Annotated in this window: 23 protein-coding genes and 1 pseudogene; 12 read left to right on the forward strand and 12 right to left on the reverse strand. The window is 67.5% G+C overall.

Translation table 11 applies throughout. The features are described from left to right. The first annotated feature begins 9 nt into the window (after window positions 1-9). The 5 genes from benB to ACILSK_RS11475 are packed head-to-tail and all read left to right on the forward strand — an operon-like array spanning window position 10 to window position 3630. Window positions 10-501, forward strand: coding sequence for a benzoate 1,2-dioxygenase small subunit (gene benB, locus ACILSK_RS11455; protein ID WP_395727285.1), 492 nt, complete (start codon window positions 10-12; stop codon window positions 499-501). A gap of 28 nt (window positions 502-529) precedes the next feature. Beyond that, window positions 530-2014: a benzoate 1,2-dioxygenase electron transfer component BenC gene (gene benC, locus ACILSK_RS11460; protein ID WP_395727286.1), complete on the forward strand. Its 1485-nt coding sequence runs from the start codon at window positions 530-532 to the stop codon at window positions 2012-2014. 1 nt (window position 2015) lies between these two features. Beyond that, a complete protein-coding gene (locus ACILSK_RS11465; RefSeq protein ID WP_395727287.1) occupies window positions 2016-2801 on the forward strand; it encodes a 1,6-dihydroxycyclohexa-2,4-diene-1-carboxylate dehydrogenase in 786 nt (261 codons plus the stop codon). Window positions 2802-2826: 25 nt separating this feature from the next. Further along, window positions 2827-3270, forward strand: coding sequence for a heme-binding protein (locus ACILSK_RS11470; RefSeq protein WP_395727288.1), 444 nt, complete (start codon window positions 2827-2829; stop codon window positions 3268-3270). A gap of 21 nt (window positions 3271-3291) precedes the next feature. Beyond that, the gene (locus ACILSK_RS11475; protein ID WP_395727289.1) at window positions 3292-3630 is read left to right on the forward strand and encodes a cupin domain-containing protein; all 339 of its coding nucleotides are present in this window, start codon (window positions 3292-3294) and stop codon (window positions 3628-3630) included. A 127-nt stretch (window positions 3631-3757) separates the two neighbouring features. Here ACILSK_RS11475 and ACILSK_RS11480 read toward each other — a convergent pair whose 3' ends face one another. Further along, window positions 3758-4585 carry an IclR family transcriptional regulator gene (locus ACILSK_RS11480; RefSeq protein ID WP_395727290.1) on the reverse strand — a complete coding sequence of 276 codons (828 nt, stop codon included), beginning with the start codon at window positions 4583-4585 and terminating at the stop codon, window positions 3758-3760. A 270-nt stretch (window positions 4586-4855) separates the two neighbouring features. On the opposite strand from ACILSK_RS11480, the gene ACILSK_RS11485 reads away from it, so the two are divergent. Together ACILSK_RS11485 and ACILSK_RS11490 are read left to right on the forward strand one after the other, a co-directional pair. After that, window positions 4856-5188 carry an FmdB family zinc ribbon protein gene (locus ACILSK_RS11485; RefSeq protein ID WP_395727291.1) on the forward strand — a complete coding sequence of 111 codons (333 nt, stop codon included), beginning with the start codon at window positions 4856-4858 and terminating at the stop codon, window positions 5186-5188. A gap of 201 nt (window positions 5189-5389) precedes the next feature. Continuing rightward, window positions 5390-6100, forward strand: a complete 711-nt coding sequence (locus ACILSK_RS11490) for a maleylpyruvate isomerase family mycothiol-dependent enzyme (protein WP_395727292.1) — start codon at window positions 5390-5392, stop codon at window positions 6098-6100. Between the two features lie 129 nt (window positions 6101-6229). Here ACILSK_RS11490 and ACILSK_RS11495 read toward each other — a convergent pair whose 3' ends face one another. After that, complete coding sequence (locus ACILSK_RS11495; RefSeq protein WP_395727293.1) at window positions 6230-7186, reverse strand: 2-keto-4-pentenoate hydratase; 957 nt, start codon at window positions 7184-7186, stop codon at window positions 6230-6232. A 67-nt stretch (window positions 7187-7253) separates the two neighbouring features. Continuing rightward, the gene (locus tag ACILSK_RS11500) at window positions 7254-7640 is read right to left on the reverse strand and encodes a RidA family protein (RefSeq protein ID WP_395727294.1); all 387 of its coding nucleotides are present in this window, start codon (window positions 7638-7640) and stop codon (window positions 7254-7256) included. Window positions 7641-8023: 383 nt separating this feature from the next. Between ACILSK_RS11500 and ACILSK_RS11505 the strand changes: the two genes are divergently transcribed. Continuing rightward, window positions 8024-9316: an MFS transporter gene (locus ACILSK_RS11505; RefSeq protein ID WP_395727295.1), complete on the forward strand. Its 1293-nt coding sequence runs from the start codon at window positions 8024-8026 to the stop codon at window positions 9314-9316. 179 nt (window positions 9317-9495) lie between these two features. Here ACILSK_RS11505 and ACILSK_RS11510 read toward each other — a convergent pair whose 3' ends face one another. Further along, window positions 9496-9903: a hypothetical protein gene (locus ACILSK_RS11510; protein WP_395727296.1), complete on the reverse strand. Its 408-nt coding sequence runs from the start codon at window positions 9901-9903 to the stop codon at window positions 9496-9498. Window positions 9904-10023: 120 nt separating this feature from the next. Further along, window positions 10024-10218 (reverse strand): hypothetical protein, encoded by a 195-nt coding sequence (locus ACILSK_RS11515; RefSeq protein ID WP_395727297.1) that lies wholly within the window; start codon window positions 10216-10218, stop codon window positions 10024-10026. A gap of 560 nt (window positions 10219-10778) precedes the next feature. Here ACILSK_RS11515 and ACILSK_RS11520 point away from each other — a divergent pair. Continuing rightward, window positions 10779-11939, forward strand: a complete 1161-nt coding sequence (locus ACILSK_RS11520) for a serine hydrolase domain-containing protein (protein WP_395727298.1) — start codon at window positions 10779-10781, stop codon at window positions 11937-11939. A 263-nt stretch (window positions 11940-12202) separates the two neighbouring features. Here ACILSK_RS11520 and ACILSK_RS11525 read toward each other — a convergent pair whose 3' ends face one another. The 6 genes and pseudogenes from ACILSK_RS11525 to ACILSK_RS11550 all read right to left on the reverse strand — a co-directional run bounded on the left by ACILSK_RS11525 (window position 12203) and on the right by ACILSK_RS11550 (window position 15445). Next, a complete protein-coding gene (locus tag ACILSK_RS11525; RefSeq protein WP_395727299.1) occupies window positions 12203-12919 on the reverse strand; it encodes a TetR family transcriptional regulator in 717 nt (238 codons plus the stop codon). Next, window positions 12916-13341 (reverse strand): hypothetical protein, encoded by a 426-nt coding sequence (locus ACILSK_RS11530; protein WP_395727300.1) that lies wholly within the window; start codon window positions 13339-13341, stop codon window positions 12916-12918. The genes ACILSK_RS11525 and ACILSK_RS11530 overlap by 4 nt, the downstream gene beginning before the upstream one ends. Window positions 13342-13934: 593 nt before the next feature. After that, window positions 13935-14282, reverse strand: coding sequence for a hypothetical protein (locus ACILSK_RS11535; protein WP_395727376.1), 348 nt, complete (start codon window positions 14280-14282; stop codon window positions 13935-13937). A gap of 59 nt (window positions 14283-14341) precedes the next feature. Continuing rightward, window positions 14342-14647 (reverse strand): annotated as a pseudogene (locus ACILSK_RS11540) (maleylpyruvate isomerase N-terminal domain-containing protein); the annotation flags it as partial. Window positions 14648-14704: 57 nt separating this feature from the next. Continuing rightward, window positions 14705-14905 carry a hypothetical protein gene (locus ACILSK_RS11545; RefSeq protein ID WP_395727301.1) on the reverse strand — a complete coding sequence of 67 codons (201 nt, stop codon included), beginning with the start codon at window positions 14903-14905 and terminating at the stop codon, window positions 14705-14707. Window positions 14906-15031: 126 nt separating this feature from the next. Further along, window positions 15032-15445, reverse strand: coding sequence for a DUF2254 family protein (locus ACILSK_RS11550; RefSeq protein ID WP_395727302.1), 414 nt, complete (start codon window positions 15443-15445; stop codon window positions 15032-15034). A gap of 219 nt (window positions 15446-15664) precedes the next feature. Between ACILSK_RS11550 and ACILSK_RS11555 the strand changes: the two genes are divergently transcribed. Together ACILSK_RS11555 and ACILSK_RS11560 are read left to right on the forward strand one after the other, a co-directional pair. Beyond that, window positions 15665-16354: a response regulator gene (locus ACILSK_RS11555; protein WP_395727303.1), complete on the forward strand. Its 690-nt coding sequence runs from the start codon at window positions 15665-15667 to the stop codon at window positions 16352-16354. Continuing rightward, entirely contained in the window at window positions 16351-17493 is a 1143-nt protein-coding gene (locus tag ACILSK_RS11560; protein WP_395727304.1) for a sensor histidine kinase, read from the forward strand. Before ACILSK_RS11555 ends, ACILSK_RS11560 begins: the two co-directional genes overlap by 4 nt. A gap of 346 nt (window positions 17494-17839) precedes the next feature. On the opposite strand, the gene ACILSK_RS11565 is transcribed toward ACILSK_RS11560, so the two are convergent. Then, the gene (locus ACILSK_RS11565) at window positions 17840-18505 is read right to left on the reverse strand and encodes a DUF2202 domain-containing protein (RefSeq protein WP_395727305.1); all 666 of its coding nucleotides are present in this window, start codon (window positions 18503-18505) and stop codon (window positions 17840-17842) included. Between the two features lie 273 nt (window positions 18506-18778). On the opposite strand from ACILSK_RS11565, the gene ACILSK_RS11570 reads away from it, so the two are divergent. Then, complete coding sequence (locus tag ACILSK_RS11570) at window positions 18779-21283, forward strand: FAD-dependent oxidoreductase (protein WP_395727306.1); 2505 nt, start codon at window positions 18779-18781, stop codon at window positions 21281-21283. The last annotated feature ends 16 nt before the right edge of the window (window positions 21284-21299 follow it).

Genomic DNA, 21299 nt, shown 5'->3' on the forward strand with positions numbered 1-21299 from the left:
TGATCACCGATGACGATGACACTGCCGGAGATCGAAGCATTCATCTACCGCGAGGCGCGCTACCTGGACGACCGGGAGTTCGACAAGTGGCTGGAATGCTATGCCACGGACTGCGAATTCTGGATGCCCGCCTGGGACGATGACGACACGCTGGTCACCGATCCGCAGCGAGAGATCTCGTTGATCTACTACAACAACCGGGGTGGCCTGGAGGACCGGGTCTTCCGGATCAAGACGGACCGATCGAGCGCCACCAGCCTGCCCGAGCCACGCACCAGCCACAACATCAGCAATGTCGAGATCGTGAGCCAGAGCGCGGACTCGGTCGACGTGCGATTCAACTGGTTGACTCTTTACTACCGGTACCAGAACATCGACACCTACTTCGGGACGGCGTTCTACACCATTGCGTCCGGCGGACCCCGACCGTTGATTAAGAATAAGCGGGTCGTGCTGAAGAACGATTACATCCACCACGTGGTGGACATCTATCACATCTAGGGTCGTCCAACACTCCAATGGGGATCTCGTGACTTACCAGATTGCACTCAATTTCGAAGACGGCGTCACCCGATTCATCGAATGCCGCTCCAACGAGGTCGTTGCCGACGCGTCCTACCGGCAGCGCATCAACATTCCGCTGGACTGCCGGGACGGGGCCTGCGGCACCTGCAAATCGTTCTGCGAATCGGGCAGCTACGACGGCGGGGACTACATCGAGGAGGCGATGACCGACGACGAGGCCGCGGCCGGGTATGTGCTGACCTGCCAGATGGTCCCTGAATCCGACTGCATCATCCGGATCCCGGCGACTTCGGACGTCGCGAAGACCAGCCTGAGCACATTCAAGGGAACACTGTCCGCGATCGAACGACTGTCGGACACCGCGATCGGCTTCTCGATAGCGTTGGAGAACCGGGGCCTTCTGGGATTCCTGCCCGGCCAGTACGTCAACATCCAGGTGCCGGGCACCGACCAGGCGCGCTCGTTCTCGTTCAGCTCGGGGCCTTCGGCGGACGAGGCGGGATTCCTCATCCGCAACACCACGCACGGGGTGCTGACCACCTACCTCCGCGATCGTGCGAAGGTCGGCGATGCCATCGAGTTCAACGGCCCGCTCGGCAGCTTCTACCTGCGTGAGATCAAACGGCCGGCCCTGTTCCTGGCCGGTGGCACCGGGCTGGCCCCGTTCCTGTCGATGTTGCACAAGATCGAGGCCGCCGGATCCGACCACCCCATTCACCTGATCTTCGGGGTGACCAACGACGTCGATCTGGTTCGGCTCGACGAACTCGAGGGATACGCCCAGCGGATCCCGAACTTCACCTACACATGCTGCGTGGCCGCGGAGGACAGCTCCTATCCCAACAAGGGATACGTCACCCGGTACATCACGCCCGCCCACCTGAACAGCGGTGTGGTCGACATCTACCTGTGCGGTCCGCCACCGATGGTCGACGCCGTTCGCACGTTCCTGTCCGACGAGGGCATCACCCCGGCCAGCTTCTACTACGAGAAGTTCGCCGGCAGCGGCGTGGTCAGTGAGATTGGCGAATCCCACGTCAAGGTCGTCGATTCCGACGAGGCCTTCGACGCCCGGATGGCACTCGAACTCGGGGCCGCGCAACTGGTGATCGGCAAGCTCTCCGAGGACCAGCTCGTCGAGTTCCGTGGCCTGGCCTCGGCGACGGGCGAGTTCATCAAGGAGGGCCGATTCGTCGATGCGGCGGGGTTCCGGGACGCCAACTCCAAGTTCCACCTGTTCACGATCGAGGCGACGGGCAACAAGACCCTGGCGGACGCCTATCGCACCCTGCTGGTTCAGGAATACATGGGACAGGTGCTCACCCCGTCGGTCGATCTGGTCGGGGACATCACCCAGGACCACATCAACATGGTGGAGGCGTTCGCGCAGAACGACATCGACGGCCTGCGAACGATCATCGTCGAGCACAACGATCACGCGAAGGCGACCATGCGGGCCGGTATCGAGAAGTCCGGAAGCAAGGTCTGACATGGACTTCGCCGGTCGGTTCGCGGACACAGTCCTGGTGGTGACCGGGTCTGCGCAGGGGCTGGGAGAAGCAGTGGCCACGCGCGCCGCCCGGGAGGGCGGGGCCGTGGTCATGGTCGATCGCTCGGAACTGGTCCACGACCTGAGCGCCACGCTCAATGCCGAGGGGCTTCACACCACATCGCTGATCGCCGATCTCGAACAGCACGCGGGATGCGCTGCCGTCATGCAGCAGGCGAACGACTGGCAGGGCCGCATCGATGTGCTGATCAATAACGTCGGCGGCACGATTTGGGCCCGTCCATACGCCGACTACGAACCGGACCAGATCGAGGCCGAGATCCGCCGGTCCCTGTTCCCGACGCTGTGGTGCTGTCACACGGTGTTGCCCTACATGCTGGCCAGGCGCAAGGGCACCATCGTCAATGTGTCCTCCGTCGCTACCCGGGGGGTCAACCGAGTTCCGTATGCCGCGGCCAAGGGTGGGGTGAACGCGCTCACCGCATCGTTGGCCATGGAATACACCGGGTCCGGGATCCGGATCGCGGCGACGGCGCCGGGTGGTATCGAGGCCCCCGCACGGCGGGTCGAGCGCGGCCCGGGCGCCCGGTCGGAGACGGAGAAGCGCTGGTATCAGGCCGTCGTCGACCAGACCGTCGATTCCTCGCTGATGCACCGCTACGGGACCCTGGCCGAACAGGCGGCCCCGATCCTGTTCCTGGCGTCGGAGGAGGCCTCGTACATCACCGGTACCCGGCTGCCGGTCGCCGGCGGGGATCTGGGATGACCGACGTCCGAAAGGGAAGACCAGAGTGACCACGGACTACCTGATGGCCCCGACTGCGACGCTCGCCGCGGCTCAGCGAGCGATCGCCGCCGCCCTGATCAGGGCCGAGGAGCTGGCGGTCGACGTCTGCATCGCGGTCACCGACGGGGCAGGACATCTGCTGGCAATGGCGAGGATGGATCGCGCACCCCTGCTGTGCGTGCAGATCGCCCAGGACAAGGCCTATTCGGTCGCGGCCTTCGGGGGCCTGCCCACCAGCGAGTGGTGGCGAATGCTCGAATCGGAGCCGGCACTGCTGCACGGCATCGTGAAGACCGACCGATTGACCGTCTTCGGAGGCGGTGTGCCGTTGGTGGCCGACGGCCGGACGGTCGGTGCGATCGGCATTTCCGGCGGGTCCAGCGAGCAGGATGTACGAATCGCCGAGGCGGGCGCGGCCGCCGTCGGGCAAGAACAATCCAGAACGTAAGCCGAGAAAGCGGAGGTTTCGATGTCCGGGTCTTACCTGGCGTTCACCCAGGACCAATTGATCGAAAAGTACGGAGCGGGCGCAGGGTACAACGAATTCCTGCGGCGTCGAGGAATGTCGTTGGGACTTTTCATCCTGCCGGTGGGGGCCGTCGACCGTCAACATCCGCACATGGCCGACGAGGTCTACATCGTGCTCGAGGGCAAAGGAACCCTGCAGGTCGTGGACGACCGGGTGCCGGTCGAGGCCGGCAGCATCATCTCGGTCGACCACGGCGAGGAGCACCATTTCATCGATGTGGTCGAGGATCTGAAGATGCTGGTCGTCTTCGCCCCACCGGATCTTCCGGACGAGGACTGATCGTCGTCGTGCGGCCCTGCTCGTTCTGCCCCGGTGGGGTCGAACGAGCAGGGCCGCTGTCATCGCCTTCGAACGGTGTCGATCGAGGCGGCCGCCGGTGCTGGCCATGGTCCACGGCGGGACGAGATCAGGCCAGCCGTCCGTCGCGCGCGATCGGCCGGGCAAGATCGCCGGCTGCGTCTGCGGACCGGTTGATGCCGTGGGCCTGATTGATGGCGAACTGTCGGGTCAACGCCCGCGCGGCGACCACCAGGGCCGGCCGTAGTGCCTGCATGCGGTACTGCTGTGCCGAACCGGCGGCCGAGACCTCCAGCGCAGCAACCACTCGACCGCCGGGCGCGAATACCGGAGCCGCGATCGAGGTAGTCTCGGGCCCGAGTTCCTTTCGGGCCCAGGCCAGCTGATTCATCCGTGCCAGGGCAAGTTCGCGCCGTAACGATGCGCCGGTCACGATCGTGGCCGGAGTGTATCGCGGCAATCCCTGTCGGATCACCCGGTTGACCGCTTCAGGCTCGGAGAAGGCCAAAATAATCTTGCCGGAGGCGGTAGCGTGAATCGGTAGGCGACAGGACGCGGATACTGCCGGGCCGGCTGGCTTCGGGCTCTTCTCCAGGCATTTGACTGTGTTGCCCTCGATCACCCCGAACCGAACGGTGCTGTCCACCGCGGAGGACAGATCGTCCAGAACCAGTTCCGCCTGACTTTGGAATCTGGGCATTTGCCAGACGTTGGTTCCGATCTGAGTCAGCAGGAATCCCACACAATAGCGCTTGTCCGGTGCGCGGTCCAGGAAACCCCACTCCACCAGCTCGGTCACGAGTCGATGTGCTGTGGATACCGGAATGCCGGCCGACCTGGCCACGTCGGAAAGAGAATGCGCGCGCCCGGTCGAGAATGTTCGCAGAATGGCCGCCAGTTTGCTGGTGACACTCCTGCCGTCAACCGAATTGCTCACGCGAGACTGCCTGTGACGAAGAAGCTGTCGCTACGTAAGTCCCGGACGAAGTTACGGTCCGGTGGCGGGTGGCAGAGGTGGTCGGCGGCGCTCATTCCAATGACGTTGCCATGGCGGGGATGCTCTTCGCGCCGGGTAGCAACCTAGGTCGGTCGGTATTATGACAAGGTGGACCAGGTGTTGAATCGGAGAGTAGGATAGGTCGGGTCGAGCGACGTGGCGTCCGGGTAAGTTGGGACGGCAGTCAGGTTGAAAGGTGGCGGTCCGTCAATGCCGATCTACGTTTTCCGCTGTGAGAGCGGCCACGATTTTGAAGCGCTGGTGCCGATGGCCGGGGAGGCGCCGGACTGTCCCGATTGCGGCTATTCCACCCGCAAGATCCCCACGACTTTTGGGATCAGATCGAGCACTTCGTCGCCGAAGAAGCCGGTGAAGTTCAATTCTGCGGATTTGTGGCGCGAGGCGTTCGTGGGCAAGCCGGAGAAGGTGAAGCGTGAACTCGAATTTCGCCGGCAGTTGTCGGCCAGTGGTCAGCGTGAATCTCAATCCCAGGACATCCCGAGTCCGGATCGGAATCTGACGGGTGGGTCCGCCCTGGGCTGACATCGCCTGGGCGGAGCTCTTCCTCGTTCACATCGGTCCTCGGGTCGACCTGCCGCGCCAACGGGATGGGGCCCGCGGGAACGCCTGTGCGTCGGATTCGACCATCTTGGCTCAGCAATCGCCGCGTCGTCCCGGTGCCGTCCCGCGGGCACCGCTGGGGATGACGGCACCCGGAATCGTAGAGTGGAGGGCAGCAGCGACATGATCAAGACTGTTCAGAGCCTGGCCGGCGACATCGGCCGGATGCAGCGTGAGTCGGGCATGGTGATGGCCACCGTGGCCAGCCTGGCCGATGACGAACTCGAAAGGCCGACCCGGTGCGCGGGGTGGACCCGGGCGCACGTCATCGCTCACCTGGCCAGGGGCGCGGACGCCATGACGAACCTCGCCACCTGGGCCGTCACCGGCCAGGAAAGTCCGGACTACGAGTCGGCGGCGCAGCGGGACGCCGATATCGAAGCCGGGGCCAGGCAATCGGCCGCCGATCTGGCGGCCGACCTGGAGCAGGCCAATGAACGCCTGCTGGGGGCGTTTCAGGCGCTGAAGAGCGGCGTGCGGGTGCGGACGCTGCCGACGTGGCCGGCCGGCGAGATCGATGCATTCTCGCTGCCGGCGCGGCGGACGACGGAGTTGATCCTCCACCACGACGACCTGGGCACCACCTGGGAGTTGCACGAGGCCGACCCGGATTCCGTGCTGGACGCGATCGAGGTCTACGTTCGCCGGCTCCAGGGCAACCCGGACTCACCCGGCCTGCGGATCATCGCCGGCGAGGGCGACGAGTGGACCGTCGGCGACGGCTCCTTTCGGATCGAGGGTTACTACGAGGAGCTGCTGGCATTCCTGACGCGTGAACGGGTGGAGGAGGGATTGCAGTACGAGGGAGAGTTGCCGAAGTTGCCGCCGTGGTGAGGACCGGAATCTGGCCCGTCGCCCCGAATACCGGCCGCGGACCTGCTGTTCGGCCACCGGTCGCCGTTCGATGCGTTCGCCGTGGCCGGCCGGCCGGCGAACAATCGGCCTCCGCAGACACGTCGCCGGTCAGCTCCCGTAGACCTCGATCGCGCCGAGCCCGTCGAACTCGAACGTGACGCTGCCGCCGGGAACGACCGGGACGGGGGCGGTGACGCCGCCGGAGAAGACGAGCTGGCCGGCCTTAAGGGCGTCACCTTCCTCGGCCAGGCGATTGGCCAACCAGGCGACGGATGCCGCGGGGTGCCCCATGACGGCGGCACCGGCCGCGGTCATGGTGACCTGCCCGTCGACGCGGACGATGCAACCCAGCAGGTGTAGTTCGAGTTCCGCCGGCCGGCGGGCGATCGGGCCGAGGTAGAACGCTCCGGCACTGGCGTTGTCGGCGATTACGTCGGTCAGGGTGAACTTGAATCCTTGGTACCGGGAATCGAGCACGTCGACGGCGCCGTACACCAGGTCGGTGGCGGCCAGGACCGACGTGACCGTGGCCGGCGCCCGGACGTCGTCCTTGAGCAGGAAGGCGATCTCGGATTCGACCCGCGGGTGGATGAACCGGTCGAACCTGATCGGGTCGCCGTAGGTGGACAGCATCGAGCTGGTCACCCGCCCGTACAGGGGCGAGTCGACGCCCATCGCCTGCTGCTTGTTGCGGCTGGTGAGGCCGAGCTTGTAGCCGACGAGCCGTTCACCGGCATCGAGCTTGGACTGGACGAACGCGCGCTGCGCGGCATAGGCGGTGGCCACGTCGATGTCGGGGTAGGTCGCACTGAACTGCGGTACCTCGGTGCGGTTCCGCTCTCCGGCGATCAGGACCCGGGCGATGTCGTCAGGGGTGATGGTGGAAGTGCCGGTCATGGTGTCGTCCTCCGGGGCGGTGGATGGGGTCGGTCGATGGATCAGGTCGGCAGGGGAAGCGGTGCGCGGTGCGCCGGCCGCGTCGAGAACGGCTTCGGCCGTGCGAGCGACCCGCGACGCCGCCTCGTCGATCGGCAGGTCACCGAACTCGGGGGTGTTGGCCTCCACCTACCGGGGCCCGCTCCAGCCCGTGGCCACCAGGTCGGGCCGGTGCGCCCGGTTGAGGCCGCCGGCATCAGCCGCGATAGGCGGTCACCTCGAGCATGTACCGGGCGTTCTCCCCCTGGCGACCGAAATCGGCGGCCTCGATCGCGGACCGGGCGGGCCGGTGCGACCCGAATCGCTCGGCCCAGACCTCGTTGAATGCGGGACGGTCCCGCTGCAGGTTCCGCATCACGATGCCGACCCGCACCACGTGACTCAGGTCGGCGTCGGCGGCCGCGAGTATCGCCGTGAGGTTGGCCAACAGTTGCTCGGCCTCGGCGCGGGCATCGTCAGGAATCACCCGGCTCCGGGCCTGCGCGCCGAACAGGGCGGAGACGTAGATCCAGCCGCCGGCCAGGACGGCCTGCGGCACCGGCCCGGTGTGCGCCGGTGCCTCCGGCGTACTGATGACTCTCATGATTCTCCACATTCCGTCCGGTGGCAGTGCTGGTCGACACGTGCCGGGGGCGCGTCCGGCGGTTCGGCAAGGCGGGCACAGCGGCCACCGAACCTCGACGAGCGTAGGAACGCCGCTCCCGTGAGGGCAATGCAATGGACCCCAATCACTCCATTGCGCTGCACAATGTGCGCGTGGAGGGGAAGTTCGCCGACCAATTCAATCCGGGCAACGACCCGTTCCGGACCGGCGTTCACTCACGCGAAGGCCGATGTGCGGGCCGCGCAGATGGTCGGTACGGCGTCAAGACGTTCTCGAGCGAGGAGCAGACTGCGCTCTCGGGACGGATCGACCCGTCGACAGCCAGCACCGGCTGGTCTCGCGCTCAGCAAGGAGGCACCCGCATGACACCCGTCCCGGACCCGCATGGCGCAGGCCCGTCGAAGCGGGTCGGCCCGTTCTGGATGACCCTTTTCACGCTCGCCTGGCTGGCGATCTGGACGGTCCAGCTCACGCCGATCCAGCTCCTGCTGCCTCTGCAACTGCAGACCGGCACCCTGGGTGAGAACTGGATCGGCGGTGTGCTGTGGGCCGGCGTGGTGCTGTCCGTTGGCGGATTCATCGGCGTCATCGCCGCGCCGGTGGCGGGCGTCTGGTCCGACCGCACCCGCTCCCGTTGGGGTCGCCGACGACCCTGGGCCATCGGCGGATCCCTGCTCGCGGCGGTGGGCCTGGTGCTCACCGGCATCGCGACCGGACCCGTCGCGATCGGCGGCGCATGGATTGTCGTCTCGGTGGGTGTCTCCGTGGCCGCGGCGGCCTTCACCGCGATGATCGCCGACCAGCTCCCGGACACCCAGCGAGGTGCGGCGTCGGCCGCTGCGGCCTCGGCGCAGGCGCTCGGCGTCGTCATCGGCGTGGGGACCGTCGTGCTGATCGGACTCGGGATCTTCGAGTCGTATCTGGTGATGGCGGCGAGCGTCACCGTGCTCGGCGTCGGTACCGCCCTGTGGCTGCCGGATGAGCCCTCGCACCGGATTGCCGTCCCGACCCGCGGCTCGACCGCCCGCCGCCCCTCGTCCCTACGCGACCGCAACTTCCGGTGGCTGTTGGGCAGCCGCCTGGTCGTGAACATTGGCAACGCCTTCGGCACCGCGCTGCTGCTCTTCTTCCTGCTGTACGGAGCGAAGGTGCCCGCGGCCGAGGCGGAGGACGACCTGCTCCACCTCATCATCGTGTACACGGTGTTCAACGTGATCTCGGCGATCACTGCGGGGATCGTCGCCGACCGCCCCAGCGCGAATCCACTGCGCCGACGGCGCACGCTGACTGCCCTGGCCGCCCTCTTCGGGACGACCTGGGGTGTGGTGATCCTGATCAGCCCATCCCTGGTCATGACGATGATCGCGGCAGCGCTGATGGGCGTGGGCTACGGCGCCTACATGACGGTGAGCCTGGCGCTCGCAACCGATCTGCTGAAGGACCCGGAGGACCACGCCCGAGATCTCGGCCTCGTGAACGTCTCGGCGCAGCTCGGTCAGCTGCTGGGGCCATTGGTCGGAGCAGGTCTGGTGGCCTTCGTCGGCGAGTTCTGGCTGCTGTTCAGCGCCGCCGTCGCGCTGTCCGCGGTGGGCGCGATCATGACGTACGGGATCCGCGTGCGACCGTCCGTGTCGCGAGCGCCAGTCGCAGCCTAGTTCCGGCGAGGGCCCGAGGGTGGTCGCTCGGCCGGGCGTACGACCAGGTCCGGCGGCTGCGGCTGGTCACCGCGGACGGTTCCGTCCGCGAGGTCGACCCTCGGCCGAGCCGGACCTGTTCTGGGCTCTGCGCGGCGGCGGCGGCGAGTCCGAGATGGACCCAGGCGACGGCGAGGGCGTCATGCGGGTCGACGACCGCTGCGAGTGTTCACGTCCGCCCAGGTCGCCCCCGCGCCCAGGACCGCGGAGCGGCCGTCCGACCGCACGGAGCGCAACGCCCGGGTGTCGATCAGGACACCGCCGCGAACACCGGGCATCGGGCCGTGCAGCCGGGCCGCAGTGCGGGCGGCAGCGGGGGAGGGCCGTTCCACGAGGCCGCGCCGGAGGGTGGCCCGGGACGGTCGCGTAGTCGTCGTCAACCATCCGGTAGCGGCGGCGCAGGTGCAGGCGGTCGGTCCGGCACTCCACATGGTGGCCAGTGCCGCCACCCAGGTGTCGCGCTGGTCCAGGGTCGCCGCGGTCGCCCCGGACTCGCCGCCCAGTTCGTGGGCGGCGTGCGGCCGGACGACGACGAGCTGCCGGAACAACGTCGGACCGCCCGGCCGGGCCGCGGCGCAGAGGTCAGCAGCGAGCGGTTCACCAGCATCGCGAGCAGGTTTGCAGTGTCGTCACCTCGAGCGGCCCGAGATCGTGCACCCGCAGGCCGCTCACAGGCTCAGATGCGAGTACTGCCGGGTGAGGGTGATCGACCCGTTGCCGGCCGCCGCGCCGGTGCCGTCGGTGATTCCGGAGACGGCGACGGCGCCGGCCCAGGTGCCGCCGCCACCGCCACCGCCGTCACGCCGGTGGCGCCGGCCGGGACGGTGACGGCCACCGGTGCGCCGGTGTAGGAGTAGGTCCACGGGGCCGATCCCCAGCGGACATTCTGTCGATGGTGAATCCGATTCGCAGAGCGTGATGAGGAGATCGAACAGGTCCCCGCGGGAACGAACTGCTCCAGGAGAGATCGGCCCGCCGGAGATTCCGTTCGTCCCTGCGATGAGCGCCCGCTCTTTGCGCGTGCTCGATGACTGTTTGGACGGCAGCCGATTCGGTCGGGCCTGCGGCCGAACTCGGCCTCCTTCGTGGACATCCCACCCCCAATGGTGGCGGCGATGACGTTGTCGTCACTGCACTTTGCCCTGACCTCGATCCTCGTGCCGGCCGGATCGCTCCAATGAGATATCAACACTCTCAGCCACTCTCGGCGCCATCCGCTCGGTCTTGGATCGGAGATGAGCGTTCGCGAAGGCGGAATAAAGGGACAATACAGACAGCGGCCGGTCACCGCAACGAGGTTGGCGCGGAGTAGTTGCGTCACGCGGCGAAGCGGCGACCGGGTACTTTCCGCCGGGTGGCCTTGTGCGCTGATCGGGGGGTGACGATGCTTTGCCGGGCGCCTGCACGCATCGTGAATGCAGGTGTGAACTGGACCATCGGAACGACATCTGAGTTCACTGCCGAGCCGGCACCCGGTGGAGCCAGATTCGCAGCCAGCAGGGAGGAACCCGTGTCGTCGAATTCAAGCCCCGTCACCGCGCCAGCGACCGTGTCGCCGGTCAAGCCAAGTGTGCAGGGCGCGGTTCCCACCCCACAGTGGGCATCGGTTTTCGACCACTATCTCGCCAACGTACCCGGTGGGTACGCATGGGCGGCCGGCCTGAACGGCGCCAAGGTCGACAGCGGCGCCTGGGGCTATGCGCGGATGCCTCAGGACACTGCCGACGGGCAAGGGATCCCGTTCACGACCGACAGTCGCTGCAACCTCGCCAGCGTGTCGAAGACTTTGACTGCGGCCGCTGTGTTCAAGGCCATCCAAGAAGGTCGTATTGCCTCGGTCAACGATCTGGTCTGGCCCTATTTGCAGTCGCTGTATCCGACACTGGTGCCGGCCGCGGGCGTCGGCACGGTCACGATCTCCGAGCTGTTGACCATGATGTCGCGCTTGCCCGAAAACGGTACGCTCTACACGGAGAACAGCATGAGCGCCGACGAATTCGTCGGACTCTACCTCGAGGCCAATCCGCTCATCGAGAGCCAACTCTACGTCTACTCGAATACCAATTTCACCATCCTCCAGGCGCTTGTCGACAGCGTGTGCGCCGAGCAGGGCTCCTCTCAGGATTACGTCACCTGGATTCAGTCAGAGATTCTCGCGCGGCTCAAGATCGATCTCTCGACCTTCAGCCCCACTCCCGACCCGCCTGATTCGGCAACGCTGAGCTATGATCCTGAAAATCCGACAGAAAAAGGCTACTACTGGCCGGAAATGCAGTGCATTGGGCCAGGCGGCTGGATCTCGTCGGCCAATTCGCTCTTGACCTATTTGATGGGCTTTCGGCAGGGTCGGGCCCTGCCGTTTCCCCTCGTCCAATTCATGACCACTTGCTTGCTGGGCTGGTACCCCGGAGGCACAACCTACGGCGTTGCCTACCATCACAATGGGGGCCTCACCACGGGTGACGGCCGGGGCCTCAGTACGGGTGTCGTCCGATTCCCGAATGGCTATGACGCCGTCCTTGTTTCGAACAAGCCGACCGACGACATCATCGGTGTGATGTTGGAGGCCTTCGACGCCTCATAGTCTCGACATCCCGGGCGACCAGCGGAACAGGGGGGGGCCTCGTCAGGTCACCGGGGTGATCTTGTTGTTCGTGCTCGTCGTCGCTTGCCGGTGTGAGTCCGGACCGCGCAGCTGTCAGGGCGCCCGCCAGGCTACTGGCGGCTTGGCTGTCGCGCAGCGGCTGGACGTGCGTCGCCGCTTCCCAGCGCTTGCGCACCGCTCGTCGGGACGGTGCTGGGGCGATGGGGCCAACCGGAGTCGGAAGGTCGAGCCCTGCGTCGACCTCAGGAGGACGACCCGCCGGCTCTGGATGAGTTCCCCTGCACTGCGGGGGGTCTGGACGACGGTCGTCGCGTCCGGGTCGGTGCCGCCGGCGGCGCGTTGGTGGAGGAGGGGGCGGTCATGCCGCCCAAGAGGATCTCGGCCACGGTCCGCGCGTAACCGGCCGTGTCGGCGTCGGGGTGGGCGTCGAGATAGCCGAGCATCGCGTCGACTGCCCCCTGGTAGGTCACCGCCATGACGCGGGGGTCGAGGTCGGCGCGGAAATCTCCGTCGGCCTGTCCGCGGCGGAAGATCGCCTCCTGCTCTAGGTAGGTGTCCTCGAAGTCCTTGATTCCGAGCCGCATTCCGCCATCGGCGGTGCGGAGGTTGAGCACGATCGCCTCCAATGCCCGCCGGTGGGCGGCATGGGTGTGCCGGAGGTCCGCTGCGCCGCGCACCGCAGCGCGGATGACGTCCGGGGCAGGGGCGGCGAGATCCAGACGGGCGCCGACGGCCCGGCGTAGCTCCAGGAGGGTGTGGTGGGCGGTCGCCTCGAACAACGCGTCGATGTCGGAGAAGTAGTGCCACAGTAGCCCCTTGGACACCCCGGCACGAGTGGCGATCGCATCGGCGGTCGCGGCCTGGTAGCCCAGCTCGGCCAGCACCTCGCCGGTAGCAGCAATCAACTGGGCGCGGCGCTCCTGCGGCCCGAGCCGCCGGCGCGTCGGTGGTTCCGTCACACCCGCTCCTGCATGACAGACAGGATGACACCTGCCATCAAGGCCGCGATGAGCACCATCTGAACGCGCATCCAGCCCGGGAACAGCCCGGGGATGAGCGCTTCGATGATGTTGACCAGCAGCAGTACTGCGCTGATGAGACCCACCGCCCGCAATGCGCCAGCACTTCCGCGCCCCGCCGCCCGCAGCCGCAGGGGCAGCAGCACCCCGAAGACCGCGACGATGACCGCATGGACCCAGGCTTCGGTCGTCGCCTGCGTGGGGGCCACGACCGACAGCACGGCCAGCAGGACGATCGTCAGCACGACCACGGCCACGTAGATTCCGACCAGCACACGCATTCGCGTCATCGGGCGCGACACAGAAGTATTGACCATGAGGTCAATAATACTGACCAGCTGGTCAATAAGCAACACCGCCATGACCCACCGGTCCGAGGCAGGGGCAGGTGCGTGGCGGGGATCGGGTCAAGCTGAGATCGGGAGTCGGTCCGGAAAGCCGTGTCCGCAGGCAATCCGGTCGGCTGGCCACGTAGCTGGTGGCTCCAATCGGCTTGCCTGACGCGCCTGAGCGGAATGACTCGGATGGCGTTGGACGCCCGACGTGATCCGGCGACGAGCACGGGTTGCCGTCCAGTTCGGGATCCACGGCGGCGTCGCGGGATTGGGTCCGACAGGCCGAGATGGACGGCGGGACACCAACCTGACGACACGCGAGCCGGATCGCCGAGCCGGGACGGGAGGAGTCAGACATCAGCATGGCGGTCGGCGTCGACATGGTGGTTGTGCAACGCCGTGCCGTCGATAACACCGTGGCATACCGTCACCGATGGTCACGGCCGAGTAATAGCCGCATCGAGACAACGGACTCGTCGTGATGCTGGACCGTGCCGTTCAGGGATCGGCTGACGAGCCACGCACATCGGCCAGGCTGGCGGTGTCGAAGAGGTCACGGACCGGGGAAGGCTTGTCGGAGGATCCCGAGTGCGGGGCTGGTCTGGCCGGGCGGGGTGTGCTCAGGGTCGAGCCGCCCCGGACACGAGACGGGCGAACGCTTCCGCGGGGATTTGCAGGTCGGCGGTCGTGGTCGCCGGGTTCGCCGCGGTCGGTGTCAAGGTGACCGCTTTCGGGGTGAGTTCGACCGTGAAGCGGCGTTCGGGCTCACTGGTGACCGCGGTGATGGTGGTGGTATCGCCGGTCGGTTTGGCGGTGAAGCGGGCGATCAGGTCGAGGTTGTCGACAACAATCCCGGCAGCTGATGGGGGGATGACAGCATCGGGATCGAGGGTGACGTCGACCTCCGAGGTGTGCATGGCGTGCTCGTTGAGGCGCAGGTCGACGAACTGGACGAAGTCGAACACCATCGGCCCCATTGTGAAGGTGAGCGTTCAGCAGGGGTCGCGGCGTCGATGCGGGCGAGCAGGTCGGCATCCGCGGTCAGCGCGTCGCTGCGTGGCGCCGTCGGGGGTTTCGCGTTCCAGGTATCCCAGACGCCGGCCGCGAAGTCGTCGGGGGTGGCCTGACGGGCGGGGGTGTCCTCGAGTCGGCGGCGCCGGATCACCGCCCCCGAACCGATGTGGGACAGCACGTCGGCGATGCTCCACTCGGTGGGGTACGCCCGGTCGGTCAGCTGGCTCTCGCTGATCGTGGAGGCCAGGTCACGGAGCCGGGCAACGGACGAACGCAGCGCCTCCACGTGGGCGTCAGCGGTACCGGTGTCGTCGGTCATGGGGTGATCCAACCCGCGAGTGGAGTTCGGCGAGGATGACTTGGTTTTGGACCTTGGCTATTGGGTTTCACCATTGGTTCGCAGCAGCGCCCGGTACATCGGCCGGGGGGTCGGTGGGTCGGGCAGCGGCTCCGCGGCCTGCCCGGCCGCGGTGGTGAAGGCCCGCAGGAGGTAGCCGACCAGGCGTCGCCAGGCGGTGGGGGCAGCGTCCCGGGTGGCGGTGATAACGCCGGCATTGGCCATCAGGATCAGCGGCACGTCCTGGTGGGCGAGGTCCGGGCAGAGGCGACCGGTGGCTTTGGCTCGGTCGAGCAGTTCAGGCCAGGGCGTCCGCGGACCGATTCCGCTCGTTCTCGAAGGCTTTGACGGTCGGAAAGGTCATGGTCAGCACATCAGCGAAACCCCCTTCGTGGGCCCACATCTCGGTGAGCAGGGCGCTGGCGTGTCCGAGGGCGTGGATCGCGGTGGTGGGATCGTTGATGCCGGGGACAGGGCCTTGACGGCGACGTCGGTGAGCTGGCGAAGGCCGAAGGCGACGTCCTGCGCGGCGGTGCGTTCACCGTGTGCATACCTAAGTCCGTCACTGCGGTCTGCGGCCAACTGGGCGGTGGGGGTCAACACCAACGGGCGGGACGCCGCCGGCCGATTCACTCGGATTGGGTTCGACTCGCTGGTCGCGCTCAAGAGATCAGCGTCCGAACAGCCGCGACAGCATCGAACCGCTCCCGGCGGATCGTGCGGTGGGAGGACAGGTGCAGCGCTGGTGCGCGGGAACGCCGGCCAGCACCTGATCGACATGCTGACCACATCCGGTGTGGCTGGCCTTGCCGCAGGAACGGCAGGTGGCAGGACTGCACATCAGGTTTCGCCCTTTCGAGGTGGAGATGGTGTACGTCGACCCTCGGATATTGGAGGGACGTCGTCAGCCTCCCTGATACCCTATGGGGTATCAAGGACGATGGCCCCGACCGGCGGGCGGCCCGCGAGCCGCATCGTCATACCGGCCGAAGGAGCGTCATGCGAAAGGTTCTGGTCGTCGACGACGAGCCGCACATCCGGACCGTGTTGCGCGGTTACCTGAAGGCCGACGGGTTCGAGGTCGTCGAAGCCGCCGACGGGGAGGCCGCACTGCAACTGGTTCGCTGCGACCCGCCGGACCTGGTGCTGCTGGACGTGATGCTGCCGGGGATTGATGGTCTGGAGGTCCTGCGGAGGCTGCGGACCATGAGCGATGCCTACGTCATTCTGGTCACGGCGCGGGCCGAGGAGGTCGACAAGCTCGTCGGGCTCGGCGTGGGGGCCGATGACTATGTCACCAAACCGTTCAGCCCGCGGGAGGTCATCGCCAGGGTCAAGGCGGTGCTTCGACGGGATCGCGGCGGGCGAGCCGGCGAGGAGGCCGTGCTGCGGTTCCGCGGCCTGTCCATCGATCTGGCGGCCCGGGAGGTGCAGTCGGACGGAGCGTCGGTCGCGTTGTCCAGCCTGGAGTTCGACCTGCTCGCGGCGCTCGCCGGGGCGCCCGGGCGGGTGTTCTCCCGCGCGCAACTGCTCGAGCGGGTGTGGGGGTACGACTTCTACGGTGACGAGCGGGTCGTCGACGTGCACATCCGGAGTCTGCGGTCCCGGCTGGGCGACCCGGCCGCCGAGCCGCGCCTGATCGCCACCGTTCGGGGTGTGGGATACAAGTTCGTGGGCAGTCCCCGATGACGATGCGAATGCCATTGCGGTTGTTCTCGTCCTACGCCGTGGTGGCTTCTGTGGGGGCCGTCGTGTCGTACCTGACGGTGTGGCTCCTTGCGCCGGCGCTGTTCGATCACCAGGTGGGCATGATGAACGGCAGCGGTAACGGCATGGGTATGGGGTCGGGAGCCGGCGTGCAGGCCGGTCTGCGCGATGCGTTCCGGTCCGCTCTGACCACGGCCCTGGTCGTCGGGGTCACGGCCAGCGTGGCGGCCGCCGTGCTTGTGGCCTGGTTCGTCACCCGCCGGCTGATGCGCCCGCTCGACGCGGTGCGGGCGGCGACCCGGCAGATCGCGGCCGGCGAATACCAGGTCAGCGTGCCGGTGCCGGCCGAGCCGGAACTGGCCGCGCTGGCGACCGATGTGAACACGTTGGGTTCCGCACTCGCGGACACCGAGGCCCGGCGCACCCGGCTGCTCGGCGATGTCGCGCATGAACTGCGCACCCCGTTGACCGCCCTGGACGGATATGTCGAGGGCCTGATCGACGGTGTGTTCGCGCCGACTCCGGACACGTTTGGTTCACTCAGCGACGAACTACGCCGGCTGCACCGGCTGGCCGAGGACCTATCCAGTCTCTCCCGGGCCCAGGAGCAGGGACTGGACCTGCATCCGGTCGATGCGGACCTGGCCGACCTCGCGCGTCGCGCGGCCGCCCGGCTCGCCCCACAGTTCCGGGACGCGCAGGTCTCGTTGATCGTCGACGCCGACCAGGCGGTAGCGGTCAGCGCCGACCCGGACCGGATCGTCCAGGTGCTGACGAACCTGCTCGGCAACGCGCTGCTGGCCACTCCCGCCGGTGGAACCGTCACGGTCGCCGCACGTCTGGGCGGCCGCTTTGGTCAGGTCTGGGTCAGCGACACCGGCGTGGGTCTGGCCGAGCAGGACCTCGGTCGGGTCTTCGAGCGTTTCTACCGGGCCCCGGGTCAGCCCCGCCGGTCGGCCGGGTCGGGGATCGGCCTGACCATTGCCCGGGACATCGCCCGCGGCCACGGTGGAGACGTGACCGCGTCCTCGGGCGGCCCGGGAAGGGGGGCGCGCTTCACGGTGTCCCTGCCGCTGCGTGCGAGTCGACGGACCGAGAGCGCCGAGCATCTGGTGAGCTGACTGCGGTCTGATGACTGGGTCGTCGGGCACAGACTGGTCACCGGAAACTGCGGAACAGGGTGATGTCCAGGGCCGGGTTGGGGTCGCGACGCGCGTGATCACCGCTGAGAACACTGCTCGGGCGGCCGGGGAGTCAGACTGAACGACTGCGACCAAGATGTCACGTCCCGACCCCAACTCGGACTTTCCGGTCCCGCCCGGCGCAACTGGCGGGTCATCATGGGGCCCGTCACCGGAATGTCACCGCTACCTGATCCAGGCGGCTCCGGGCAGGACGATCGACCTGCCGAAGGCCGATCGCCCCCACCGTGAGGGCTGAGGGCGGTCGGCGATGCAGCGGAGTATGTCAATTGTCGGTGCGGCCCATGCTGAAGCCGCCGCCCATGCCCTGCCGAACGTCGGCACCCGTCCCGTTCATGGCACCCATTCCGCCACCGGTTCCGGAGCAGACGGCGCCGTCGGCGGTGCCGGTGAACGCCGCGAGATGGTGCCGCGAGGCGGCCAGCAGGTGGGTGAACACCCGCTGCACGTCTGCGTCCGTATTCCGCGCAAGAAGCTTCTCGAGGTCGGCGATATCGGCCTGCTCGAGCGCGACTCCGACGGCGAATGCGGCCTCCTGGGATTGCTGGCCCTGCGCCTTCCATTGGTCGTAGAGCGCCTGCACCTCGGCGTTGGCATATGTTCCGGCCTGCTGATCAGCGGACGGATCGGCAACGCCGTAGGTGACCAGCAGGGTCCCGACCGCGTCGAAGTGCTGTTGCTCGCTGGCCGCGATCCGATCGAAGACCGGCGCGTCATAGTTCTGCCCGAACAGCGTGTACAGATCCCTGGCCATCCGCTCCTCCTCTCGGCTGAAGGCGAGGTCGGTGTCCCGGCTCCCGTCCGACGCCACTGCCACGACGGCCGTACCGACAGTGCTCTCCCAAGGTCCCGCGACCGCTGTCCCGGCCAGTCCGGCGCCGAGCATCAACGCCATGCCGCCGGCCAGAGCTGCCTTGCTGATGGTCCTCATCGTCCTGCCGCCTTTCTTCCGTCCCGCTTCTGCGCGGACAACTTCAGTCAACGGCGGGGCGGTGAAGCCACGACCGCGGCGACCATGAAGCTTCCGTGAAAGCTGCGGCACCCGGTGCCGCCGCGCTCCGTGGGTCTGGTCCTGGTCGGTAGGTCGAAGGTCCCGAATTCCCGGCGAGCGGGGCGAGATCCGAGCCCGTCCCGTAAGGTGAGGTGATACCCCCTGAGGTATATGCGCCGTGCGTCGGCGGGCCCGGCGCCGATGAGGAGAATCATGAAGATCGTTGTTGTCGGCGGGGTTGCGGCGGGCATGTCGTGCGCGGCGCGGGCCCGGCGACTGGATGAGTTCGCCGAGATCGTGGTGTTCGAGCGGGCGAATCATGTGTCGTTTGCCAACTGCGGGTTGCCCTATCACATCGGGGAGGTGATCAAGGACCGCAGCCGGCTGCTGCTGCAGACCCCGGAGAGCTTGCACGAGTCGTTGGCGATCGACGTGCGGACCGCCACCGAGGTTCTCGCCATCAATCCCGACCGCAGGTCGGTGACCGTCCGGGATCTCGGCAGCGGGCGCGAGTACGAGGAGCAGTACGAACAACTCGCGTTGTGCCCCGGGTCGTCGCCGATCACGCCGCCGCTGCCCGGGGTCGACCATCCCGATATCCACGTGTTGCGGCGGATCGGCGACATGGACGTGATCAAGGCTGCGGTCGACGGGCGGGGCGCGTCGGGCCGGCCACCCATCACGCACGCGGTGGTGATCGGCGCGGGGTACATCGGCCTGGAAGTGGCGGAGAACATGCACGAGCGCGGCGTCCAGGTCGTGATCGTCGAGCTGGCCGACCAGATCATGCCACCGCTGGACCGCGAACTGACCACCACCATGGAGAGCTACATCCGGTCCCATGGCGTCGAGCTGCGGCTGGGCACCCGGGCGGCCGCGTTCAGCCGGTCCCCGGGCGGCCGGCTGCGGGTCGAACTGAAGAACGGCGAATTCGTCGAGACCGACCTCGTCCTGCTCGCCGCCGGGGTGCGGCCCAACACCGAACTCGCGGCCGCGGCCGGCATCGAACTCGGGCCGCGGGGCGGCATCAAGGTCGACGCGCACATGCGAACCAGCGTCTCCGGCATCTACGCTGCGGGTGACGCGGTCGAGGTCGAACACCTGGTGCTGCCCGGGACCTGGCTGATCCCGCTGGCCGGGCCGGCGAACCGGCAGGGCCGGGTGGCCGCGGAAAACATGTGCGGCCGGGACACGGTGTTCGACCCGGTGCAGGGCACCTCGATCGTGAAGGTGTTCGACATGGTCGCCGGCGGCACCGGCGCCAACCAGCGGCAACTCGACGCGGCCGGAGTTCCCTACGAGCGGGTGCAGATCCACCCTTCCGGGCATGCCGGCTACTACCCGGGCACCGCGAAGATGCAGCTCAAGGTGCTGTTCGAACCGGTGACCGGCAAGCTGCTCGGCGCCGGGATCGTGGGCTTCGACGGGGTCGACAAGAGGCTCGACGTGCTGGCCACGGCCCTGCGGGGCGGGATGACCGTCCATGACCTGGAGGGCCTGGAGCTGGCCTACGCGCCCCCGTTCGGGTCGGCCAAGGACCCGATCAACATGGCCGGGTTCGTGGCGACCAACCTGCTGAAGAAGGACCTGCGACTGTGGTACCCCAGCGAGTATCCGGCGGCGACCGAGGGCGCCCGGATCATCGACGTCCGAGGTCCCCAGGAGTATGCGATCTGGCACTTACCGGGCGCGGAGAACGTCCCGCTGCCGACCCTGCGGGAGGCCCAGCAGGACTGGGACCGGAGCCGGCCGATCCGGTTGTACTGCGCGGTCGGGTTCCGCAGCTACCTGGCCTACCGGGCACTGGTGCAACACGGCTTCGCCGATGTTCGGACATTGTCCGGCGGGATGACGACATTCCGCTCCTACCATGACGTCCCGTCGCAGGAGAGCGTCGACACCATCGAGCCGGTGGTCAACTACGGCGAGGACCGCACCGGCATCAATGCCGTGCGGGCGGCCGCCGCCGGGCCGGTCGCGGCCACTGGAGTCTCGGTGGACCTCGACTGCACCGGCCTGGCCTGCCCCGGACCGATCATGGCACTGCAGGCCAGGATGGCCGAACTCGCTCCGGGCGACGAGGTGCTGGCGCACGTGTCCGACCCCGGGTTCCGACTCGACGCCCCGGCATGGGCCGCCAGGAACGGTCACTCGATGCTGGAGCTGGTGCCCGAGGGACCCGGCTACGCCGCCCGGTTCCGCAAGGGGAGTCTCGGGATCGTCCCCGACGGCCCGGCCGCCCGGCTGAAGGACAAGAAGTCGTTCGTGGTGTTCTCCGGCGAGTTCGATCGGGTGCTGGCCTCGTTCATCCTGGCCAACGCCGCCGCGTCGATGGGCGACGAGGTGTCGATGTTCTTCACCTTCTGGGGCCTCAACGCGCTGCGCCGGCAGGACCCGCCGACCCGCGAGAAGAACGTGCTGGACCGGGCGTTCTCGGCCGTCCTGCCGTCGGGGCCGGACAGCCTTCCGCTGTCCACGATGAACATGCTCGGCGGCGGACCGGCGCTGATCAAGAAGATCATGAAGGATCACCACGTGCCGAGCCTGCCCGAGTTGATCGCGTCGGCGCAGCAGACCGGGGTGCGGTTGATCGCCTGCACGATGACCATGGACCTGCTGAGCATCGCCCAGGAGGACCTGATCGGCGGCGTCGAACTGGGCGGGGCGGCGATGTTCTTCGGCGAGGCGAACGAGTCCAATGGGGCGTTCTTCATCTGAGCGGCCCGGCACGCGA

This window comes from Nakamurella sp. (assembly GCF_044224575.1).
GTDB lineage: Bacteria > Actinomycetota > Actinomycetes > Mycobacteriales > Nakamurellaceae > Nakamurella.

What these genes read in the sequence shown, in the direction of transcription:
- benB (WP_395727285.1), top strand. Translation starts at nt 10, where the DNA reads ATGACGATGACACTGCCGGAGATCGAAGCATTCATCTACCGCGAGGCG.
- ACILSK_RS11465 (WP_395727287.1), top strand. Translation starts at nt 2,016, where the DNA reads ATGGACTTCGCCGGTCGGTTCGCGGACACAGTCCTGGTGGTGACCGGG.
- ACILSK_RS11475 (WP_395727289.1), top strand. Translation starts at nt 3,292, where the DNA reads ATGTCCGGGTCTTACCTGGCGTTCACCCAGGACCAATTGATCGAAAAG.
- ACILSK_RS11485 (WP_395727291.1), top strand. Translation starts at nt 4,856, where the DNA reads ATGCCGATCTACGTTTTCCGCTGTGAGAGCGGCCACGATTTTGAAGCG.
- ACILSK_RS11490 (WP_395727292.1), top strand. Translation starts at nt 5,390, where the DNA reads ATGATCAAGACTGTTCAGAGCCTGGCCGGCGACATCGGCCGGATGCAG.
- ACILSK_RS11500 (WP_395727294.1), bottom strand. Translation starts at nt 7,640, where the DNA reads ATGAGAGTCATCAGTACGCCGGAGGCACCGGCGCACACCGGGCCGGTG.
- ACILSK_RS11505 (WP_395727295.1), top strand. Translation starts at nt 8,024, where the DNA reads ATGACACCCGTCCCGGACCCGCATGGCGCAGGCCCGTCGAAGCGGGTC.
- ACILSK_RS11530 (WP_395727300.1), bottom strand. Translation starts at nt 13,341, where the DNA reads ATGGCGGTGTTGCTTATTGACCAGCTGGTCAGTATTATTGACCTCATG.
- ACILSK_RS11535 (WP_395727376.1), bottom strand. Translation starts at nt 14,282, where the DNA reads ATGGTGTTCGACTTCGTCCAGTTCGTCGACCTGCGCCTCAACGAGCAC.
- ACILSK_RS11550 (WP_395727302.1), bottom strand. Translation starts at nt 15,445, where the DNA reads ATGTCGATCAGGTGCTGGCCGGCGTTCCCGCGCACCAGCGCTGCACCT.
- ACILSK_RS11555 (WP_395727303.1), top strand. Translation starts at nt 15,665, where the DNA reads ATGCGAAAGGTTCTGGTCGTCGACGACGAGCCGCACATCCGGACCGTG.
- ACILSK_RS11560 (WP_395727304.1), top strand. Translation starts at nt 16,351, where the DNA reads ATGACGATGCGAATGCCATTGCGGTTGTTCTCGTCCTACGCCGTGGTG.
- ACILSK_RS11565 (WP_395727305.1), bottom strand. Translation starts at nt 18,505, where the DNA reads ATGAGGACCATCAGCAAGGCAGCTCTGGCCGGCGGCATGGCGTTGATG.
- ACILSK_RS11570 (WP_395727306.1), top strand. Translation starts at nt 18,779, where the DNA reads ATGAAGATCGTTGTTGTCGGCGGGGTTGCGGCGGGCATGTCGTGCGCG.